An 18,746-nucleotide genomic window follows, 5' to 3' on the forward strand; every position below is an offset into this window, starting at 1 on the left:
TTTACTATTATTAGAGACTGATTATACCATTCAATTACTATTTATAATCAGTATTGAACACTTAATACACATGATATGATAAGACTATTTACAAAGCAATTTTTGCTTGTAGTAGCGTGTGCAGTATTTATTAGTTTAGATTCATTAGCCCAAACTAATATTTCTGGAAGCGTGAAAGACAGCGAATCCAACGAACCCTTGCTCGGTGTGAGCATCGTGGTAAAGGATAAGGTGGTAGGAACCATCTCAGGGACTGATGGCAATTTTAATTTAGCCGTCAAGTCGGACCCGCCACTGGTTTTGGTGTTTTCGATGGTGGGGTATACTTCCGTCGAAGTGGAAATCACAGAAGCTAGCGTAGAGGGATTGGAAGTGACTCTAGCGGAGACAGCCATCATGGGGCAAGAAGTAGTGATCTCAGCATCTAGAGTAGAGGAGTCCGTGATGCAATCTCCCGTTTCGATAGAGAAAATGGACGTACTGGATATCAAAGAGACTGCTTCCACGAGTTTCTATGATGCGTTGATCAATTTTAAAGGGGTCGACATGAGTGCGCAGAGTATCACTTTCAAATCGATCAACACACGAGGATTTGGAGCGAATGGAAACAACCGTTTTGTACAACTAATCGATGGGATCGACAATGTTGCGCCGGGCCTCAATTTTGCAGTAGGAAATATCGTTGGGATCAATGATCTCGACTTGGAGAGTGCAGAGATGATACCAGGAGCTGCATCGGCACTCTATGGACCCAATGCCCTCAACGGAGTATTGCTCATGACGAGCAAAAGTCCCTTTGATTACCAAGGCTTGAGTGCATATACCAAGTTGGGTGTAAACCACGTGGATGGAGAGGATGATGACCCTTCCCTTTATCAGGACTATGGTTTGAGGTATGCCAAGGCCATCAATAATAGATGGGCATTCAAAGTCACTGCGTCATATTTGAGAGCCAATGATTTTAGAGGGGTTGATTACCGTGACCAAAGTAGCAATACGAACGGAGAAGGTGCTGGCTATGCAGTAGAGACACCGGGTCGAACCAGAGAAAACAATAGAACATACGATGGTGTCAACACCTATGGTGATTTTGGTTTCAACTTGGGGCTTATTCCGAGGTTAGATCCCGCCTATGGAGCCGTAGCGGGGCAGTTGCCAACGGGACCCGATGGCGCTTTTTCCCCGACAGGGTATACCGAGTCATCATTTACAGACAATACGACCGAGAGTTTCAAAATAGGGGGAGCGCTGCACTATCGAATTACTGATGACTTGGAAATATTTGGGCAAGTCAATTATGGGTCTGGTAGTACGGTGTACACAGCCAATGATCGTTTTGTGTTGGATAATTTTTCGATTTGGACGGCTAAGTTGGAATTGAGAAGTCCTAATTTCTATATCAGAGCCTATACGACACAAGAAGACTCAGGGGACACTTATGCGGCTAACACCGTAGCATCACTCATCAATCAGAACAAGTATGTTCCAGACTACACTTTGGGTTTTTTGGGTGCACGGGGTCAGGGAGCTACAATCGATCAAGCACATGATGCAGCTCGACAGTATGCGGACAATTTGCAGCAAGCCTATGCTCCAGGTACTGAACAGTGGCAGGTGGGGATGGATTCGTTGAGAAAAATTTCAATTTTCGATGGGGGAGCAAAATTCAAAGATGCATCCAGTATGAATCACTTTGAGGCCAGTTACAATTTTTCACATTTGATCGATTTTGCTGAGATCGTGGCAGGTGCAAATTACAGAATGTATAACCTCAATTCGGGAGGGACATTGTTTGCCCTAGATGACGATGGCAATGAAATGTCGTACGGTGAGTACGGTGCTTACCTACAGGTTTCAAAGGCATTTTTTAATGATAGGCTAAAAGTGCAGGCTTCTGGTAGATATGATAAGAATGAGAATTTTGACGGGCAATTTTCTCCGAGGGTTTCTTTGGTAGGAACGGTTGCTCAAAATCATAATTTCAGAGGATCATTTCAGCGTGGGTTTAGAATCCCAACGACCCAGGATCAGTTCATCGATTTGGATGTACAGACAAGACGATTGATCGGAAGCAATCAAATGTTGATAGACAGATATCGTTTCCGTACCAATACAGTGTACTCTACGGAGAGTTTGGCCGCAGCACGTGCCAGTGGAAGCATTGATTCGCTGAAAGTTGCGACACAGGTTTTTGATGATTTCACCACGGAGAAAATCAGCACGTTTGAGTTAGGTTATAGAGGCTTGTTTTTGAATGACAAGTTGATGATTGATGCTTATTACTATCACAGTAGCTATGATGATTTCATTGCTGAGATCACTTTTGTGCAGGCTGTACCCAATGGTTTGAGAAACGATCCTGCTCCTTTTGATCCAGATTCTGATGCAGGCAAAGCAGCGATTATGCAAGGTACGGTGGCTACCCAGGAGTATGGGTTTGACGTGAATGCCGAAGGAACGATCAAGTCACAAGGCTGGGGGCTTCAGGCTGATTACTTCTTGGGCAAGGGGTACAAACTGTCAGGAAATGTTGCGTACAACAAGTTGTTAGATGACAAAGCATTGAAAGACCAAGGCTTTCGAGCAGCATACAATACGCCTGAGTATACCTACAACATTGGTTTGAGCAACCGAAACGTTATAGACAATGTCGGCTTCAACGTCAAGTGGAGATGGCAAGAAGCCTTTTTGTGGGATTCTTCTTTTGGGACAGCGGTGATTCCTGCTTTTGGTACTTTGGATGCGCAAGTGAGCTACAAAATATCAAGCCTCAAGTCTGTCGTGAAATTGGGAGGGAGTAATGTCCTAAACAAGAGGTACACTACGGGTATTGGAAACCCAAGAATGGGTGGCATATACTATGTGTCTATTACATTTGACCAATTCTTGAACTAAAATTAGAAGAAGATGAAAAGTACAAAATTATATATAGCTCTTTTGGCATTTTCTTTCATTGCTTTTGGTTGTGATGAGGAGGATAAATTGATTGATGAGCGCTTGGAAAATAATCCCGATATTCCGGATGTTACAGAAACGGGAACTCCAGGAGTGTTGGATTTTTCGACGTATGTGTCGATTGGAGCGTCTATAACGGGAGGGACGATGGATGCGGCTTTGTATACACATAGCCAAAACAACTCGTTTGCTGCTATGTTGGGCGAGAGGTTTCAGGTAGATGGAGTAGGTGGTGGGGAGTTTAACCTACCGAGCATCGAGTCAGCCAACGGGTACTCAAGTGTAGGAACTGATGGGACGATCTATGGCAAGTATGTCTTGGACCTGGACCTGAACAATGATGGAGCATTGGGAGATGCAGGTCTTGTCTTGACAGAGGGAGAGGTTCCTACTGCGTATACAGGGGACAAATCTACACTCAACAACTTTGGTGTACCTGGGATTCAGACGGCTCAGATTTTAACTCCTTTGACTGGAGGGCCTGCCACTGGAAATCCTGCTTATAACCCACTGTATGCACGCTTTGCATCAGACCCGGGGTCTTCTACGATTTTGGGAGATGCGATCGCACGTCAGCCGACGTTCTTTACACTATGGGCTGGAGGCAATGACGTACTCGGGTACGCTGCAAGTGGAGGTACGAATGAGGCGATTCTCACGGATCCTGCCGATGTGGATTCGTATATCAACACGATTGTTGACAATTTGATGGCTGCTACTACTGCCAATGGAGTGATTGTCAATGTGCCTAATGTGTTGGCTTTGCCACACTTTCAGGCAGTCCCATACAACGCCATCCCAATGACGGATCAGGCTACTGTAGACGCTACCAATGCGGCTTATGCTCAATACAATGCTGGGGTTCAAGCCGCTTTGGCCAATCATATCATCGATGAGGATGAGGCAGAGTTGCGTACGATTTCATTTGCGTTAGGAGCGAATGCCATTGTGATTGAGGATCCGACGCTCACGGATGTAGAGACTATGTCTGGTGGAGCGATCCCTATTCCTAAATACAGACAATTGCAAGACGGGGAATTGGTACTCTTGGCGGCTAGTACGATTCTTGGTACGCTGGCAGATCCTAATGATCCAACCTCTGTCATTGGAGTAGGTGTGCCACTAGCAGATGAATACTCCTTGCGCACCGATGAATTGGCAAAAATTGGTACAAACCTCACAGCCATCAATACGACTATTGCGGCAGTTGCGGCTACTCAAAACCGCATCGTTTTGTTTGACGCTTATTCATTGCTCTTGGGTATAGCGGTGAATGGCGGTTATTCGTCTGCAGAAACGGGAGGGTTTGTGCTTGCACCTGATTTTACTCCAAATGGTATTTTTTCGAATGATGGTATACACCCCAATCCAAGAGGGCATGCGATCATGACCAATTCTATTTTGGATGTGCTGGAAGCTGAGTTTCAAGTGGATATTCCCAAACTCAATGTGATGGACTTCAATGCTTCACCGTTTCAGCAGTAAGACGAGGGATAAGCTATAGTGAAAACCCCGATGTAGTTTACCTACATCGGGGTTTTTTCTTTTCACAAGGATGTATAGTTTTGACTGTATGGAAGATTTGATCGGACTAAAGGAAATTTTAAGAACGGTGGCAGCCAAGGCGGCCTTTGCTACGATAGACCACATTGGTACTGGAGAGAAAGAAGAGGGGGATCAAGCGGCTGTCGATGCTATGCGCCAGGCTTTTGACGGGCTCGACTTGGATGCAGTGGTGCGCGTAGGGGAGGGGGAAAAGGATGAGGCCCCGATGCTATATGTCGGAGAGAAATTGGGAAATGGCAAAGGGTTGATGGTAGATATCGCTGTGGACCCAGTAGAAGGTACTCGTTTGATGGCCGAAGGTAAACCCAATGCAATCACTGTAATCGCTGCGACCAAGAGGGGTCGTTTTTGGGATTCGGGGAGTGCTTATTATATGGATAAGTTGGTCGTAGGGGCTCAAGCCAAAGGAGCCATTGATATCAAGAAATCCGCGAAAGAGAATCTAGAGGCTATCGCAGCAAAGCTAGAAAAGCCTATTGGTGAGGTAGGCGTGTATGTCTTGGATAAACCCCGGCATCACGAATTGATTGAAGATATCAAATCCTGTGGCGCCAAGGTATATTTGCATGAGGAAGGAGATGTGATAGGGTCGATTTTGGCACTATTGCCAGGCACACAGATAGATGTGCTGATGGGGATAGGAGGTGCCCCCGAAGCGGTGATCACTGCCGCTGCGGTAAAGGCCATGGGAGGAGAAATGCAAGGAAGGCTTGCTCCTCAGAAACCGGAGGAAGAAATCGCCCTGCGAAATGAAGGGGTAGACCTTGCGCGTGTCCTGCGACTAGATGATTTGGTCTTGAGTGACTGGGCAGTGTTTGCAGCGGCGGGTGTAACCTCAGGCCCAGTGTTGGCGGGGTTGGCTCGTGAAGGAGAGGTGATGCAGACCGAATGTATGACCATAGGTCCGGCGCTCGGGCAAGTAGAGAAAATAACAGTGGTATCGACTATTTGATGGGCTTTCTTTTGGGGGCTTCGGATAGTTCTCCTTTTTCCGACAAGGCGACGGCAATGAAACGTAAACTAGGAATCTCTTCGAATACGATAATCATCATCACGGTGATCGGTACACTTAGGATCATTCCGGTGATGCCCCATATTCCGCCCCAAATCGTCAATGAAAGAACGACCACTAATGAACTCATGTTGAGAGAGGTACCCATCATTTTGGGCTCGACGACATTGCCGATGATGACTTGGACGGCTCCTACAGAAAGCATGATGTAGACAAAGGGGGCGAGCTCAGCCATCTGCAACACAGCAAATACTGCTGGAAATACGGTCGCAATGAGTGATCCAACTGTTGGGATGAAGTTGAGTACGAAGATGACCAGCGCCCAAAAAAGTGCCGCTTCTACTCCAAAAATAAGAAGTGCTGCATAGCTCAAAGCAGCAGTCATGAAACTGACTAGGGTTTTCAGTCGGAGATATCTTCCTATGTTTTGATCCATTTTGTAAAACAGGTCTTGTTTTTTTTCTTGTTCTTCTTCGTTGGGGTAAAAGGCCTTGAGTTTGTATGGGAAGATGGTTTCTTCGATAAGGAGAAAGATAACATAAATCAAGATCAGGAAGACGTCTCCAAAGAGAGTCGTCGTGGTGTTGAGCATGGAGGCTGCAAATGCATCCACATCAAAATTGGATGTGTATTGGTTGATTTTGCTGGCGACATCCATCCCAAATACCTCGTTGAGTTGGAGTAAGATGACTTGGAAATTGGACTGGTATTGATCTAGATTTTGGTATAGGGTGGACGAATTGTAGTATACCAGTTGGCCAATAGCCGTGATGACCAGAGTAATGATGATGAAGGCTATGACACTTTGAAGCCATATAGGGACGTTTTTTCTGACCCAAGGGATCCATTGTAGGTTTTCTCTAAGTTCGTGGATGATGAACCAAATGATCAAGGCTATGACGAAGGGGACGACATACTCCTCGGTATAGACCAAGATCGTAACGGCGGCAATTAGGGAAACTAAAATGTAGGTGAATCGAGCTATGTTTTGGTTTGGGTTTTCTAGAGGGGCGTTCATCTATACACGATCAGTAACTACAGAAAGTAAATTTATTTTTTGGAAGGTTGTACAAACTCTTGAATTGCACAATTCGGATTGAAGATAAGCATAGTGCGTCCATATGACCAAATTTTGTGCTTTACTAAAATATAAAATGCACATACTTAAATGCTTTTTTTGTCTTGAATAGTCCATCAGTTACTTTTGCGCTTGCGTAGTATAGAGCATGTGGCTTTATCAACAGACAGAATTATGGAGCATGTGATGGATACCCCCAAGACGAGAAGAGAATATATGGATGAGATTCTTCGCCTGAAGAAGGAGAAGAACGCTGTGTTGCTTGCGCATTATTATCAGGAGGCAGATATTCAAGATTTGGCGGATTATGTTGGGGACAGTTTAGGTTTGTCTCGTAAGGCAGCTGAGACAGATGCAGACATCATTGTATTTGCGGGAGTGCATTTCATGGCAGAGACTGCCAAAATCATCAACCCAGACAAGAAGGTGATCTTACCAGATGTCAATGCCGGGTGCTCGTTGGCGGATTCGGCTCAGCCGGGCCCGTTCAAGGAGTTTGTCGACGCACATCCAGATCATATCGTGGTGACTTATATCAATTGTACGGCTGAGATCAAGGCAATGAGTGATATCATATGTACCTCTTCCAACGCGGTAGATATTATCAATTCTCTTCCAAAGGACCAAAAGATTATCTGTGCGCCTGACCGCAATTTAGGAGAATATTTGATCCACCAGACAGGACGAGATTTGTTGTTGTGGGATGGAGCTTGTATGGTGCATGAGGCTTTTGCCATGGACAAGATATTGGATTTGCACAAGGAGCACCCCAAGGCAAAATTTATTGCACATCCTGAGTCTACACAAAACATATTGAGGATTTCGGCATTTGTAGGGTCTACCGAAAAGCTCCTTTCGTTTGTTCAAGAGGATGATTCAGAAGAATTTATCATTGCGACAGAGGCGGGGATTTTGCATGAAATGCAAAAAAGAGTGCCGCATAAGAAATTGATCCCGGCACCAGCCAAGGATGACAATACCTGTGCTTGTAGTGAATGTCATTACATGAAAATGAATACTTTGGAGAAACTGTATGCTTGTCTCAAGAATGAATCTCCAGAAATAGACGTGCCCGAAGACATCAGAAAGAAAGCGCTTGTCCCACTAGAGCGTATGCTTGAATTGTCTAAATAAATTTCATGCAACAATACGATTATTTGGTAATAGGGTCCGGGATCGCTGGATTGACGTACGCCCTAAAAGTGGCCACAGAATGCCCTGATAAAAAATTGGCGATTGCGACCAAATCCTATGAAGACGAGTCCAATACTCGTTATGCCCAAGGAGGAATGGCGGTTGTGCTCGACAAGGTGCAGGACTCCTATCAGCAGCATATCGAGGATACCTTGCGAGCGGGAGACGGATTGTGTGACGAGGAGGTGGTAGAGTTTGTCGTCAAGGAAGCTCCTGCACGTCTCAAGGAATTGATCGCTTGGGGAACGAAATTTGATGAGGTCAAGCAGGGAAAATATGACTTGGGCAAAGAAGGAGGGCATACAGCCAATCGAATCGTGCATCACAAGGATATCACTGGGTTTGAAATCCAACGGGCCCTGTTGGAGCGTATCCATGAATGTCCCAATATCGATGTGCTGACGCATCACTTTGCAGTAGACTTGATTACTGAGCATCACTTGGATGTGGAAGTGACCAATAAGTCGAGAAATTGTTTTGGGGCATACGTACTCAACGAGGAGACGAGGCAGATAGAAACGTATCTGGCCAAGATCACCATGCTAGCAAGCGGGGGAATCGGCCATGTATACCGAAATACAACCAACCCAAAGATCGCTACGGGAGACGGGATAGCGATGGCTTATCGCGCCAAAGCGCAGGTCAAACACATGGAGTTTGTACAGTTTCATCCCACGGCATTGTATGAGCTCGATCGTGAAGGACAGACTTTCTTGATCTCTGAAGCTGTGCGGGGGTTTGGTGCGGTACTGAGGGACAAGCAAGGGGATTCCTTCATGGAGAAATACGACGAGCGCGGTGCTTTGGCGTCTCGAGATATAGTGTCTCGAGCGATCGATACCGAACTGAAGCGTAGTGGAGATGAGTACGTCTATTTGGATTGTACACATCTGAATATGGAGGAGTTTGAAAAGCACTTTCCTACCATCACCAACAAATGTAAGGCGGTAGGGATTGATCCGGCCAAGGACTTGATACCTGTAGTGCCTGCAGCGCATTATTTGTGTGGAGGGGTAGAAGTAGATCACTATGGCCAGTCTTGTGTGGGCAATCTGTTTGTGTGTGGTGAGGCATCTTGTACCGGATTACATGGTGCCAATCGTTTGGCGTCCAATTCTCTCCTTGAGGCGATCGTATATGCACATAGGAGTTTTGTCAAATCGATGGAAGTTTTTGATACAATTGGAGACTTGCCTATTCCACCTGAGTGGAGTGAAAAAGGGACCACACACCCCAAAGAGCTGATTTTGATTACGCACAACCGAAAGGAAGTACAGTCTATCATGTCCAATTATGTCGGGATTATTCGTTCGTCGGAGCGTCTCAATCGTGCCCATAAACGCCTGCGATTGATTCACGAGGAGACCGAAGAACTCTACCGTAAGACGAAGGTGTCCCCTCAATTGTCGGAGTTGAGAAGCTTGGTTACGATAGCGTATTTGATCATCGAGCAATCTCTCAAAAGAGATGAAAACCGTGGGGGGTTTTATCGTACAGATTAATGTTTTCTAGGAAAAATAGCTTCAGGATCCAATTTATGATGGATTACCTTGCAGGATAGCCGAAAGTGAAGTTAACTTAATCATTAATTCACCTAAACTACCTAAGCATGAGTGTAGAAGTTATTTCCTACAAGGATATAAGTATCGTATATACGGACCTATCCAACAAGACGATAGAGGAGGGGACTCAGACGTTGCAACAAGCCGTTGAAGTAGTCAGTCAATTCCCTTTGGGCTCAGTGTACTCTCTGCTCAATGTGGAGGGTATCCGCTTCAATAGTCAGTACCTAGACGAAATCAAGAAAGTGGGAAAGCTGAATGCCCCGTATGTAAAAGGTACTGCGGCAGTAGGGCTGACTTCTATGACCAAATTGATTGGTCGTGCGATTATCAAGTTTACTGGACGAAAGGCTGAGCTATGCGAAACCATCGATGATGCCAAAGAATGGCTTTATCAAGTCAGCCAAGGAGTAAAGTGAAGCTATCTAAGGGAAGTCAAAATGTACAGTGTTGAGAAGGCTACCATGGTTGGGGTTGTCTTTGTCTCCAATGAAATCCCATTCCCATTGCTCTACTTTCATTCCTATTATTTTCTCTTCTTCTGAGACGCGTTCGTTCCAGCGGTCGGTACACGATCGAAGGAATTTTTCGCAGCGGACTTTCTTTTTGTCGTCAAAAGCCATTTTGATTACGCGGCGGTAGCGGCCATCGGACATCGCTCCGATACTCTTTTCTATCGGGGCACGCTGTTGCTCTCCCGAAGCAAACTCAGCATAGACCAGTTCATACTGCACGACGTTGTCTCGGACTCTAGAAAACATCTGCATAGCGGTCAAGGGGTAGACTTCTAGCTTGAACGCCCAGCTTACGCCAAGGATTGTGAGTATCACTAGGCATAGTTTGGGAGTGGTCGCCCATGATGTCGTTGGTTGTAAAGCCTGCGTGTTGGGGATGTTGTGGTATTTTTGGGATAGGTATTGGACCAGTGATGCGTGTATGGACGGGAACTTAGAGCCCAAATACAATATGGGGACAAAAACCCAAAGAGCGGGTAGTACATGCGCGATGGAGAGTACAGCCGAGATACCGGTATGTTTCTGTCCACGATAATCTGATTTTGGAAGGCTGTCTGAGGTGCGTAGCGTTTTGACAAAAGATACTCGGTCAAAAATATCCATACTGGTCAATACTAGAACTGTTCTTCGCCAAAAGTCGCTGGAAGCGTCATACCCAAACTGCAAGCGGTCGTACTTGGCATTGAGACGTGTACTGATGGCTTGTCGAAATTTGGTAAAATCCCAAAACACCAGTTGAAGCAGTATCAAGTCATAGAATAGGATATTTTGCAAAAACAATATCCCCACATGCATCAAGAACATGGTAGCGGGTAAAATAATCCGCGCTCGTTTGGAGAATAAAACCGATCCGTATAGGATCTCTCCTAGGATCGCAGATAGCGCCATGACCTCTATGATGTAGTCTGGTGCGTTGACAAAGAAAAGTGCCCATTCGAAATCAAACTCCATCGGACGCAAAGTACTATAAAACATGATGTGTTTGAAATTGACAGCATCCCACCAGAGAAGACCGCCGTTTCGAACCTTGCTAAGTCCAGCTCCTACATATGGAATCGCAATGACCATCCAGATGGCATAACGTGACCATGCATACCGCGTACTGGCCGTGGTATCTGAGGCTGATCCACTTCTCCAGATTTTAATAAAATTGTCAACAGACCATCCGTCAGCTGCAGGTGATAGCGAGAGGACAATCAAGGTGAAAAGCGGAATCAGTCCTGTGTGGTAAAACCAAGAATATTGGCGAAACAATCCTGCAAAAATGAGATACCCGAGGGCTGCAAACGGTAATACTTTTTTGGTGTGCAATCCTATCATTCCTAGAAACAAAAGAACCGCTGTTGTCATTTGAAAGAGTAGCAACAAAACGGGGTTTTCGAGAAAAGCACCGAAACCAGGGATCAACATAAACAGGTTCATGATCCCAATGGGTTTGCTCATCTCTCTAGGAATATATGCTGTGCTCGGCAGATCTTCCCATAGGACATTGAGGAGGAGTATGAGACAAATCAACATTCGGATCGCACCTAGTGCTTGCGGAGTAGTTTTGCCCAAGACTTTTGCTTCGAACGAGTCGGATCGTAGGTAAAAGCCAAGGCCAACAATCAGCGCAAAGGCGAGCGAACTGGCCATAGCAATGTCGAACCATTGGTCATGTACGTACGCAAGTGTAGCCACGGGATATTTGGCCAATAGGTCTGCGACAAATGCGGGCGTTGCTTCTAGATACAGGTAGTCTATGAGTATGGGGGCCAATACAAATACAAAGAGAAACCAGCTCAACAGGAATGTGAGCTGCCGGAGAGGTAGTTTGCTTGAAGGAATGCGAAACGTCATTGCGGTCGGGAATTATAGTTGGATCGTGGAGGCAAAAGTAAATATTGTAAGCCGTAGTATATCCATAAGTGATTGAAATGATTATGTTCAAGATACGTTACGTATACTTTATTCATTTGGTCGAGAATAAATTGACATTTAATTCTCGACTGATCGCGGTGATGGCTTTGACCGCTCTGACACTATTGCCAGATACATCGAGACGAGGAGAGAATGCCGCGATGCTGAATTGCCCGGGTACGATGGCGATGACTCCTCCACCTACACCACTTTTGCCAGGTAGGCCGACGTGGTAGAGCCAGAGGCCAGATTCTTCGTAAAGGCCAGCGGTAGTCATGATTGCCAAAACATAGGGGATAAGCTCGGGGGAGATTATTTCTTGGTGGGTGATAGGGTTGGTGCCGCCATTGGCCAAGGTAGCACTCATGATAGAGAGGTCATAGACGTTGACACTGAGGGCACATTGTCGGGTGTAGAGGTCTACTGTTTCTTTGGGGTCACTGTAGATTCGCCCGTACGATTCGAGCAATTGGGCGATGGCTTGATTGTGCTGATTGTTGGCTGCTTCTGATTCATATACTTCTTGATCGATATTTAGTTTTCTTGCGGCGAACTGGTCAAAGACAGCAGTGATTTTGTCCCATTTGTCCTCCATGCTCTTGCCAGAGATGAGGCTAGTGGTGGCTAGGGCTCCCGCATTGACGCAGCTGTTTGAGGGGCGGTCTGGCATGTCCTCGATAGCTGTGACAGAATTGAAAGGGCGGCCAGTGGCACTCACGCCGATCGTGTCAGCGATGGCTTGGTACCCTAGTTCCTGCATGGCCATCGAGAGGGTGAAGACCTTGCTGATCGACTGAATGGAGAATAGAGCCTCGACGTCTCCAATGCTGTAGGTTTGACCCTCTACCGTACAGATGGATATCCCAAAGAGCTCTGAAGGGACTCGGGATAGTTCGGGGATGTAGTCTGCATTGGCGCCTTCTTGGAGGTCTTTGTATTCCATATAGGCAGACCGTATGGCATGGGTGAATTGCTGTTTGGAAGGATGAACCTGCGAATAGGTAGGGGTGATGAGTATACAAAGTAGGCAAGCACAAAGACATTTGCTCAGAAGGTCACGTGTAGGGTACATAGGTGGATAGCTTAGTATGGTGGATAGAAGTTAAGAGGATTCTTTGATAGTTGCCATGAAAATTTGTGAAAATAGAAAAATGGGGAGGGGTTCTTTTAATTGTTGTGTTTTTGTGTATCCCGTTTTGAAATGATTCGTACGGAATGGATATATTTAAGTAGATCAAAACTCACCGCACAATGTACGAAATAGCCGCAGATGTAGACCGCAACATCCTTCTCTTGAGACTGGAGGGTTTTCTGACGGATGATGAGATAGCTGCAGGGGTGACGCTTGTAATGTCAGAGGTCAAGAAATTGAAGAGTGGGTTTGTCGTAATCAATGACATCTCAAAGTTGAAACCTGCCTCGCCACAAGGGACTGAGGACATCAAAAAGGCGCAGAAGTATGTGATTGATCTAGGTGCCTCCAAGATCATACGGGTGACAGAAAATCCAATATCCAAAATGCAGTTTAACCGAACGGGAGTAGCCGCTGGATACGAAGCAATGGAGGTCGAGACCTTGGAGGCGGCATATGCATTGATAGGATAGTTGCCATTGAGCGGAGAAATTGTGCGGTTTGGCGATTACATTTTTATGAGATCGTTGAAGGTTTGATCTTGTACTATAGACAACAAATACGCTTCCTAAAGATGACAAAAAGCACTAGATATTTAGCCCTTGATGTGTTCAGAGGAGCTACGGTATGTTTGATGATCGTGGTGAATAGTCCAGGTGAATGGGGAGTACAGTACGGTCCTTTGCAGCATGCAGCGTGGCATGGGTTTACCTTGACCGATTTGGTTTTTCCATCTTTTCTTTTTGCCGTAGGCAATGCCATGGCCTTTGTCATGGAGCGATTTGCTGAGCAAAGTGACCGTGTTTTTTGGAAGAAAATAATCAAGAGAACTTTCTTGATTTTTATGATTGGTTTTTTGTTGTCTTGGTTTCCTTTCTTCGATTTTCAGACGGGTGAGTTTAGGTCATTGGCCACTACGCGGATTCCTGGGGTATTGCAGCGGATTGCGTTTTGCTATGCTATTGCATCGATACTTGGACACTACTGTACGCGAGTGCAGCTGGCTGTGACGAGCGTGGGTTTGTTGTTGGGGTATTGGGTTGTGGTATATTCCCTGGGCACAGGAGATCCATACAGCTTGACGGGTTTTGTTGGCAATACCATCGACCGTTACCTTTTGGGTGACTCGCACCTTTACACAGGCGAAGGCCGTCCTTTCGATCCTGAGGGTGTTCTCAGCACGATACCTGCGGTAGTCAATGTGATTTTGGGGTATTTTACGGGGATCTATATTCGAGCCCGAGGCAATACTTATGAGGCCATCGCCAAATTAATGATCGCAGGAGCTGTCTTGGTTCTGTCAGGATTTTGGTGGGATTTGTTTTTCCCTTTCAATAAGAAAATATGGTCAAGCTCTTTCGTGCTTTTGACCGCTGGGCTTGATATGATGGTTTTGGCTGTATTGGTCTTTGTGATTGAGATCAAAAATTTTCGAAGGTGGACTTATTTTTTTGAAGTGTTTGGCCGCAATCCCTTGATCATCTATGCTTTGTCTGGAGTGTTGATCACTGTGTTTTATTTGGTGAAGATCGACGGGCAGAGTGTGTTGGGGTTTGTGTACGGTTTTTTTCTCCATTTTATGAGCCCAGCGCATGCTTCCTTTGTGTTTGCAGTGGTTTTCATGTTGGTCAATTGGAGCGTGGGGTATCTGATGGACCGGAAGAAAATCTATATCAAGGTGTAGGGCAGAGATGATCTTTTACTAGGGGCTGAATGATCACGAAGGTCTTTGGGTTTTTTGCTGTTGGAATTGTAGTGGGTGCCGTGATGAGCCCTGATGTCTAGTCCTTCTATTCATGATTGGAGCTGTTATTTTATTACGTATTATTTTATGTATAAATTGGCGGCACAATTGAGAATATGAAAGGGTATATTTTGATTCTATTTCTGGCGCTGACTTGCTGGGAGAGTAGATCTGCTTATGCAAAAGACTTGCTAGAGCAACTCAACTCTTCGTTGGAGCAAAAGGACGTCTACACTGCGGAGCGTTTGAGTAAAATAGACAAGCTGCGCAAGAGGCTATATGCCAATCAAGGAGCCTCCTTGGAAGCCAAGTTTGAATTGACCAATCGGCTCTATCATGAATACAAGAGTTTTGTGTTTGATTCGGCTTTTCAGTATGGCAATGATCTTATTCGTCTCAGCTACGAGATGGACAATGGCGCATTGGTGGGGTATTCTAAAACCAATTTGGGATTTACACTCATGTCGGCAGGGATGTTTAAGGAGGCTTTTGACACATTGAGCACGGTGGTGGTCAAGGACCTCATGGACTCGACCAAGCTGGACTATTATGCGCTGATGGCACGAGCCTTGTATGATATATGTGATTACAGTCAAGACGGATATTATTCGCCAATATATGTCCAAAGAGCAGATACCTATGTGGATTTTGTGATGCGAACGGCTGATCCCACCTCCTACCACTATCTCTATCTCAATGGCCTGCGGGATTTACGTATTGAGCGTACAGATGATGCGATTCGCTATTTGGATCGTTTGCTGCACTTGCAACCCGATTTGGAAGGTCAGCAGTTTGCCATCACGGCTTCTACGCTGAGTTATTTGCATCTCAAGCTCGGGGATACAACCCAAGCCATCAATCTCTTGGCGTCTGCTTGTATTTCGGATATTGAAAATTCGATCAAGGAAACTTCTGCATTGACAAGTCTCGCTCAGCTGATGTATGAAACGGGGCATGTGGAGGAAGCCTACCGCTACATCAACGAGTCTATGGAGGACGCGAAGTATTATGGAGCAATCCAGCGAATGAGCCAAGTGGGCAAAGTCCTGCCTGTGATCTCTGCCGCCAAACTCAACGACGTAGAAGGTCAACGAAAAAAGTTGCTGATATATGCGATAGGACTGACGGTGTTGGCATTACTGACTTTGTCCTTTACGGTGATTACCATCCGCCAAAAGAAGCACTTATCCAAGAAGGATCGAATCATCAAGGACAACAACAATCAATTGAGAGATGCCAATACACAGCTTTGGGAAATCAACAAAATTAAGGACGAGTACTTAGGTTTCTATTTTGATCTCAACTCGAAGTATCTCGACAAGATGACGAAGATCAAGAAATCTATCGAAAGCAAACTGGTGGAGAATCGCTATGAGGACATCAGGTACATTTTGAAGAAGACTGACCTCAAGAAGGAGAAAGCGGATTTGTTTACCCATTTTGACGAGTCTTTTGTCAAGATATTTCCTGATTTTATTGTCCGGTTCAATGAGCTCTTCGAGGAGAAAGACCAGTATGCCCCTGCCAAAGGGGAGATCCTCAATATGGAGCTGCGTTTATTTGCTTTGATCAGGATAGGTATCCGAGACAGCGAGCGTTTGGCTAGTATCTTAGGCTACTCTGTCAATACCATCTATGCCTATAAGAACCGAATCAAAAACCAATCGGTCATCCCCAACAGCGAGTTTGAAGATCGAATTATGGAGATTCAATCCAAAAGCTAAACGAGCAGATCCATTCTTTTGGGGCAGACTCCCTTGTTCGAAGAGCGGTATACGGGAAGAGGTACTCGATTTCAAGTCTGTATTTCCTCACTTTAAGTGCAAAATGCTGCTATATAGAGTCTATATTCTAAAAAAATTAAAACCTTTTTAATCAGTCAGTTATCCGAAATATAGGTTGATATTTTCTATATCCAGAATGTGTTTTTTGTGAATGCTTTTGTTTTCAGAGTTTTTTGTTCTCGTCAAAAGTGAGTTTGACAGACAGGCTTTGAGAAGTGGACTATTTACAAATGATTATGCACAGATTTCGACTATTACTACTCGTCCTTTTAGTGGCAGTATTTTTATATTCTTGTAACGACCCGTACAAGATCAGCTCTCCCAATGGGCGCCTCACAGTAAGTGTCAAGTTGGAAAATGGAGAGGCATACTACAGTGTATCCAAAGACAACCAAACTTTGATTGCTGATTCGCGCTTGGGGTTTGTACTCAAGGATCAGCAGGACCTCAAGGGTGATTTCGAAGTGACCGATATACAGATCGACGAATACCGCAATACGTGGCAACAGCCATGGGGAGAAGTGAAGAACATCGTCGAAAACTACAACCGAATCGTAGTGTCTCTCGAAGAGAAGAGGGCGGATGCACGTCAAATCAACGTGGTGTTCAAAGTATTTGACGATGGGGTTGGGTTTCGGTATGAGTTTCCAGAGCAGGATCACCTCAAGGAGTTTGTGATTATGGAGGAGCTCACGGAGTTCAACTTGGTCGAAGATATGGATGCGTGGTGGATTCCTGCATATGGGGAGGCCCAAGATAGCGAGTACCTATTTGCACAGAATAAAGTATCAGAATTGGATCAGCCGGTACATACACCGTTGACCATGGAGCAAGGAGATAGTTTGTTTGTGAGCATCCACGAGGCAGCACTCGTCGATTATTCGGCGATGACTTTGACTCCTAGCGAGCAGGGGCTCAAAAGTGCACTTGTGCCACTATCCACAGGAGAGCTTGTCGTCACCAAAGCTCCTACGCAGACGCCATGGCGTAGCATTCAAATCACAGAGTCGGCAGGGGAGCTCATGACTTCTTACTTGATTCTAAACCTCAACGAACCCAACAAGATAGAGAATCTCTCGTGGCTCAGTACGGGCAAATATCTAGGCATTTGGTGGGCAATGCACGTCAAGACGCAGACTTGGGTACAGGGAGAGCAGCATGGAGCGACGACCGAGAACGTCAAGGAAATGATAGATTTCGCAGCGAGACATGCCATCAGTGGAGTACTTGTCGAGGGTTGGAATGTTGGCTGGGGTGGCAATTGGGCCGAAGGGTCGTTTCGTTTTGCAGAGCCATATGATGACTTTGATATCGATGCACTGAGTGCCTATGCGGCAAAAAATCGGGTTGAACTCATCGGGCATAACGAGACTGGTGCCAACGTGATCAACTATGAGGCACAACTGGAGGACGCCTTGGCGTTTTGTCAGCACTATGGAATCTCGGCACTCAAGACCGGCTATGTAGGGGACAAGTTGAATGGAAAGGAATACCACCAAAGCCAGTACGGTGTGGATCATTTCAATCGGGTGACAGAATTGGCCGCCAAGTACCAGGTGATGCTAGATATCCATGAGCCCGTCAAGGCCACTGGTTTGAGAAGAACCTACCCTCACTTGATGACGCGTGAGGGTGCCCGTGGCACAGAGTACGAGGCATGGAGTGAAGGGAACCCTCCAGAGCATACGGTGATATTACCGTTTACGAGAGGACTAGGAGGGCCACTTGATTATACACCTGGGATTTTTGATCTCAACATCAAAACTCGTCCAGACAACAGGGTGCATACGACACTCGCCAAACAGCTCGCACTCTACGTGACAATCTATAGTCCCTGGCAGATGGCTGCCGATCTGATTGATCACTACGAAGGACACCCTGCTTTTCAGTTTATTCAAGATGTGCCTACTGATTGGGAGGACACGAAAGTGCTCAATGCCAAGATTGGAGACTATCTAACCGTTGTACGTAAAGATAGAGCGAGTGATGACTGGTACTTGGGTAGCATTACCGACGAAAACAAAAGAACATTCAAGGTGGACTTGGATTTCCTCATCCCAGGAAAAAAGTACAAAGCAGAAGTGTATGCTGACGGTCTTTCTGCTGATGTGGAGACCAACCCAACCGAGATTAGAATAGAAGAAAACATCGTGTCTTCAGACGATACGCTTGTACTTGCCTTGGCGCCAGGTGGAGGACAAGCCATTCGTTTCGAACTGATGGATTGATGCGAAGTGCTGCTCGGTGTGGCTGAAAGAACGCATCGAGTAGAGGAAGGTCAGACAAGCACTAATGTGTCGTACTG

General features: G+C 45.7%; 13 protein-coding genes. 10 read left to right on the forward strand and 3 right to left on the reverse strand.

All coding sequences use genetic code 11. The annotated features are described in order from the left end of the window. The first annotated feature begins 171 nt into the window (after positions 1-171). The 3 genes from BFP72_RS00360 to glpX all read left to right on the forward strand — a co-directional run bounded on the left by BFP72_RS00360 (position 172) and on the right by glpX (position 5,473). Positions 172-2,895, forward strand: a complete 2,724-nt coding sequence (locus BFP72_RS00360; RefSeq protein ID WP_255397133.1) for a TonB-dependent receptor — start codon at positions 172-174, stop codon at positions 2,893-2,895. A gap of 12 nt (positions 2,896-2,907) precedes the next feature. Beyond that, complete coding sequence (locus BFP72_RS00365; RefSeq protein WP_099597210.1) at positions 2,908-4,440, forward strand: hypothetical protein; 1,533 nt, start codon at positions 2,908-2,910, stop codon at positions 4,438-4,440. Between the two features lie 88 nt (positions 4,441-4,528). Next, positions 4,529-5,473 carry a class II fructose-bisphosphatase gene (glpX, locus tag BFP72_RS00370; RefSeq protein ID WP_158233210.1) on the forward strand — a complete coding sequence of 315 codons (945 nt, stop codon included), beginning with the start codon at positions 4,529-4,531 and terminating at the stop codon, positions 5,471-5,473. Here glpX and BFP72_RS00375 read toward each other — a convergent pair. Further along, complete coding sequence (locus tag BFP72_RS00375; protein WP_099597212.1) at positions 5,466-6,551, reverse strand: AI-2E family transporter; 1,086 nt, start codon at positions 6,549-6,551, stop codon at positions 5,466-5,468. The two genes, glpX and BFP72_RS00375, sit on opposite strands and share 8 nt — an antisense overlap. 234 nt (positions 6,552-6,785) lie before the next feature. Between BFP72_RS00375 and nadA the strand changes: the two genes are divergently transcribed. The 3 genes from nadA to BFP72_RS00390 all read left to right on the forward strand — a co-directional run bounded on the left by nadA (position 6,786) and on the right by BFP72_RS00390 (position 9,786). Beyond that, a complete protein-coding gene (gene nadA / locus BFP72_RS00380) occupies positions 6,786-7,745 on the forward strand; it encodes a quinolinate synthase NadA (RefSeq protein WP_099597213.1) in 960 nt (319 codons plus the stop codon). A 5-nt stretch (positions 7,746-7,750) separates the two neighbouring features. Further along, positions 7,751-9,307 (forward strand): L-aspartate oxidase, encoded by a 1,557-nt coding sequence (nadB, locus tag BFP72_RS00385; protein WP_099597214.1) that lies wholly within the window; start codon positions 7,751-7,753, stop codon positions 9,305-9,307. 107 nt (positions 9,308-9,414) lie between these two features. Then, positions 9,415-9,786, forward strand: coding sequence for a hypothetical protein (locus BFP72_RS00390; protein ID WP_099597215.1), 372 nt, complete (start codon positions 9,415-9,417; stop codon positions 9,784-9,786). A gap of 6 nt (positions 9,787-9,792) precedes the next feature. On the opposite strand, the gene BFP72_RS00395 is transcribed toward BFP72_RS00390, so the two are convergent. Further along, complete coding sequence (locus tag BFP72_RS00395) at positions 9,793-11,721, reverse strand: hypothetical protein (RefSeq protein ID WP_099597216.1); 1,929 nt, start codon at positions 11,719-11,721, stop codon at positions 9,793-9,795. A 112-nt stretch (positions 11,722-11,833) separates the two neighbouring features. Next, the gene (gene glsA, locus BFP72_RS00400; RefSeq protein WP_099597217.1) at positions 11,834-12,853 is read right to left on the reverse strand and encodes a glutaminase A; all 1,020 of its coding nucleotides are present in this window, start codon (positions 12,851-12,853) and stop codon (positions 11,834-11,836) included. A gap of 179 nt (positions 12,854-13,032) precedes the next feature. Between glsA and BFP72_RS00405 the strand changes: the two genes are divergently transcribed. From BFP72_RS00405 to BFP72_RS00420, 4 genes are all read left to right on the forward strand, one after another. Continuing rightward, positions 13,033-13,386, forward strand: a complete 354-nt coding sequence (locus BFP72_RS00405; RefSeq protein ID WP_099597218.1) for a hypothetical protein — start codon at positions 13,033-13,035, stop codon at positions 13,384-13,386. Positions 13,387-13,487: 101 nt separating this feature from the next. Continuing rightward, entirely contained in the window at positions 13,488-14,597 is a 1,110-nt protein-coding gene (locus BFP72_RS00410) for an acyltransferase family protein (RefSeq protein WP_099597219.1), read from the forward strand. A gap of 176 nt (positions 14,598-14,773) precedes the next feature. Next, entirely contained in the window at positions 14,774-16,381 is a 1,608-nt protein-coding gene (locus BFP72_RS00415) for a DUF6377 domain-containing protein (RefSeq protein WP_099597220.1), read from the forward strand. Positions 16,382-16,713: 332 nt separating this feature from the next. Then, on the forward strand, positions 16,714-18,669 hold the full coding sequence (locus BFP72_RS00420; protein ID WP_221406445.1) for a glycoside hydrolase family 97 protein: 1,956 nt from the start codon (positions 16,714-16,716) through the stop codon (positions 18,667-18,669). Positions 18,670-18,746: the final 77 nt, after the last annotated feature.

It is taken from the genome of Reichenbachiella sp. 5M10 (assembly GCF_002742335.1).
In the GTDB taxonomy this organism is placed as follows: Bacteria; Bacteroidota; Bacteroidia; order Cytophagales; family Cyclobacteriaceae; genus Reichenbachiella.

Bases quoted from the DNA above. Each gene is read 5' to 3' on its own strand.
- glsA (WP_099597217.1), bottom strand. From the start codon at position 12,853: ATGTACCCTACACGTGACCTTCTGAGCAAATGTCTTTGTGCTTGCCTA.
- BFP72_RS00375 (WP_099597212.1), bottom strand. From the start codon at position 6,551: ATGAACGCCCCTCTAGAAAACCCAAACCAAAACATAGCTCGATTCACC.
- BFP72_RS00395 (WP_099597216.1), bottom strand. From the start codon at position 11,721: ATGACGTTTCGCATTCCTTCAAGCAAACTACCTCTCCGGCAGCTCACA.
- BFP72_RS00390 (WP_099597215.1), top strand. From the start codon at position 9,415: ATGAGTGTAGAAGTTATTTCCTACAAGGATATAAGTATCGTATATACG.
- BFP72_RS00410 (WP_099597219.1), top strand. From the start codon at position 13,488: ATGACAAAAAGCACTAGATATTTAGCCCTTGATGTGTTCAGAGGAGCT.
- BFP72_RS00365 (WP_099597210.1), top strand. From the start codon at position 2,908: ATGAAAAGTACAAAATTATATATAGCTCTTTTGGCATTTTCTTTCATT.
- nadA (WP_099597213.1), top strand. From the start codon at position 6,786: ATGGAGCATGTGATGGATACCCCCAAGACGAGAAGAGAATATATGGAT.
- BFP72_RS00405 (WP_099597218.1), top strand. From the start codon at position 13,033: ATGTACGAAATAGCCGCAGATGTAGACCGCAACATCCTTCTCTTGAGA.
- glpX (WP_158233210.1), top strand. From the start codon at position 4,529: ATGGAAGATTTGATCGGACTAAAGGAAATTTTAAGAACGGTGGCAGCC.
- BFP72_RS00415 (WP_099597220.1), top strand. From the start codon at position 14,774: ATGAAAGGGTATATTTTGATTCTATTTCTGGCGCTGACTTGCTGGGAG.
- nadB (WP_099597214.1), top strand. From the start codon at position 7,751: ATGCAACAATACGATTATTTGGTAATAGGGTCCGGGATCGCTGGATTG.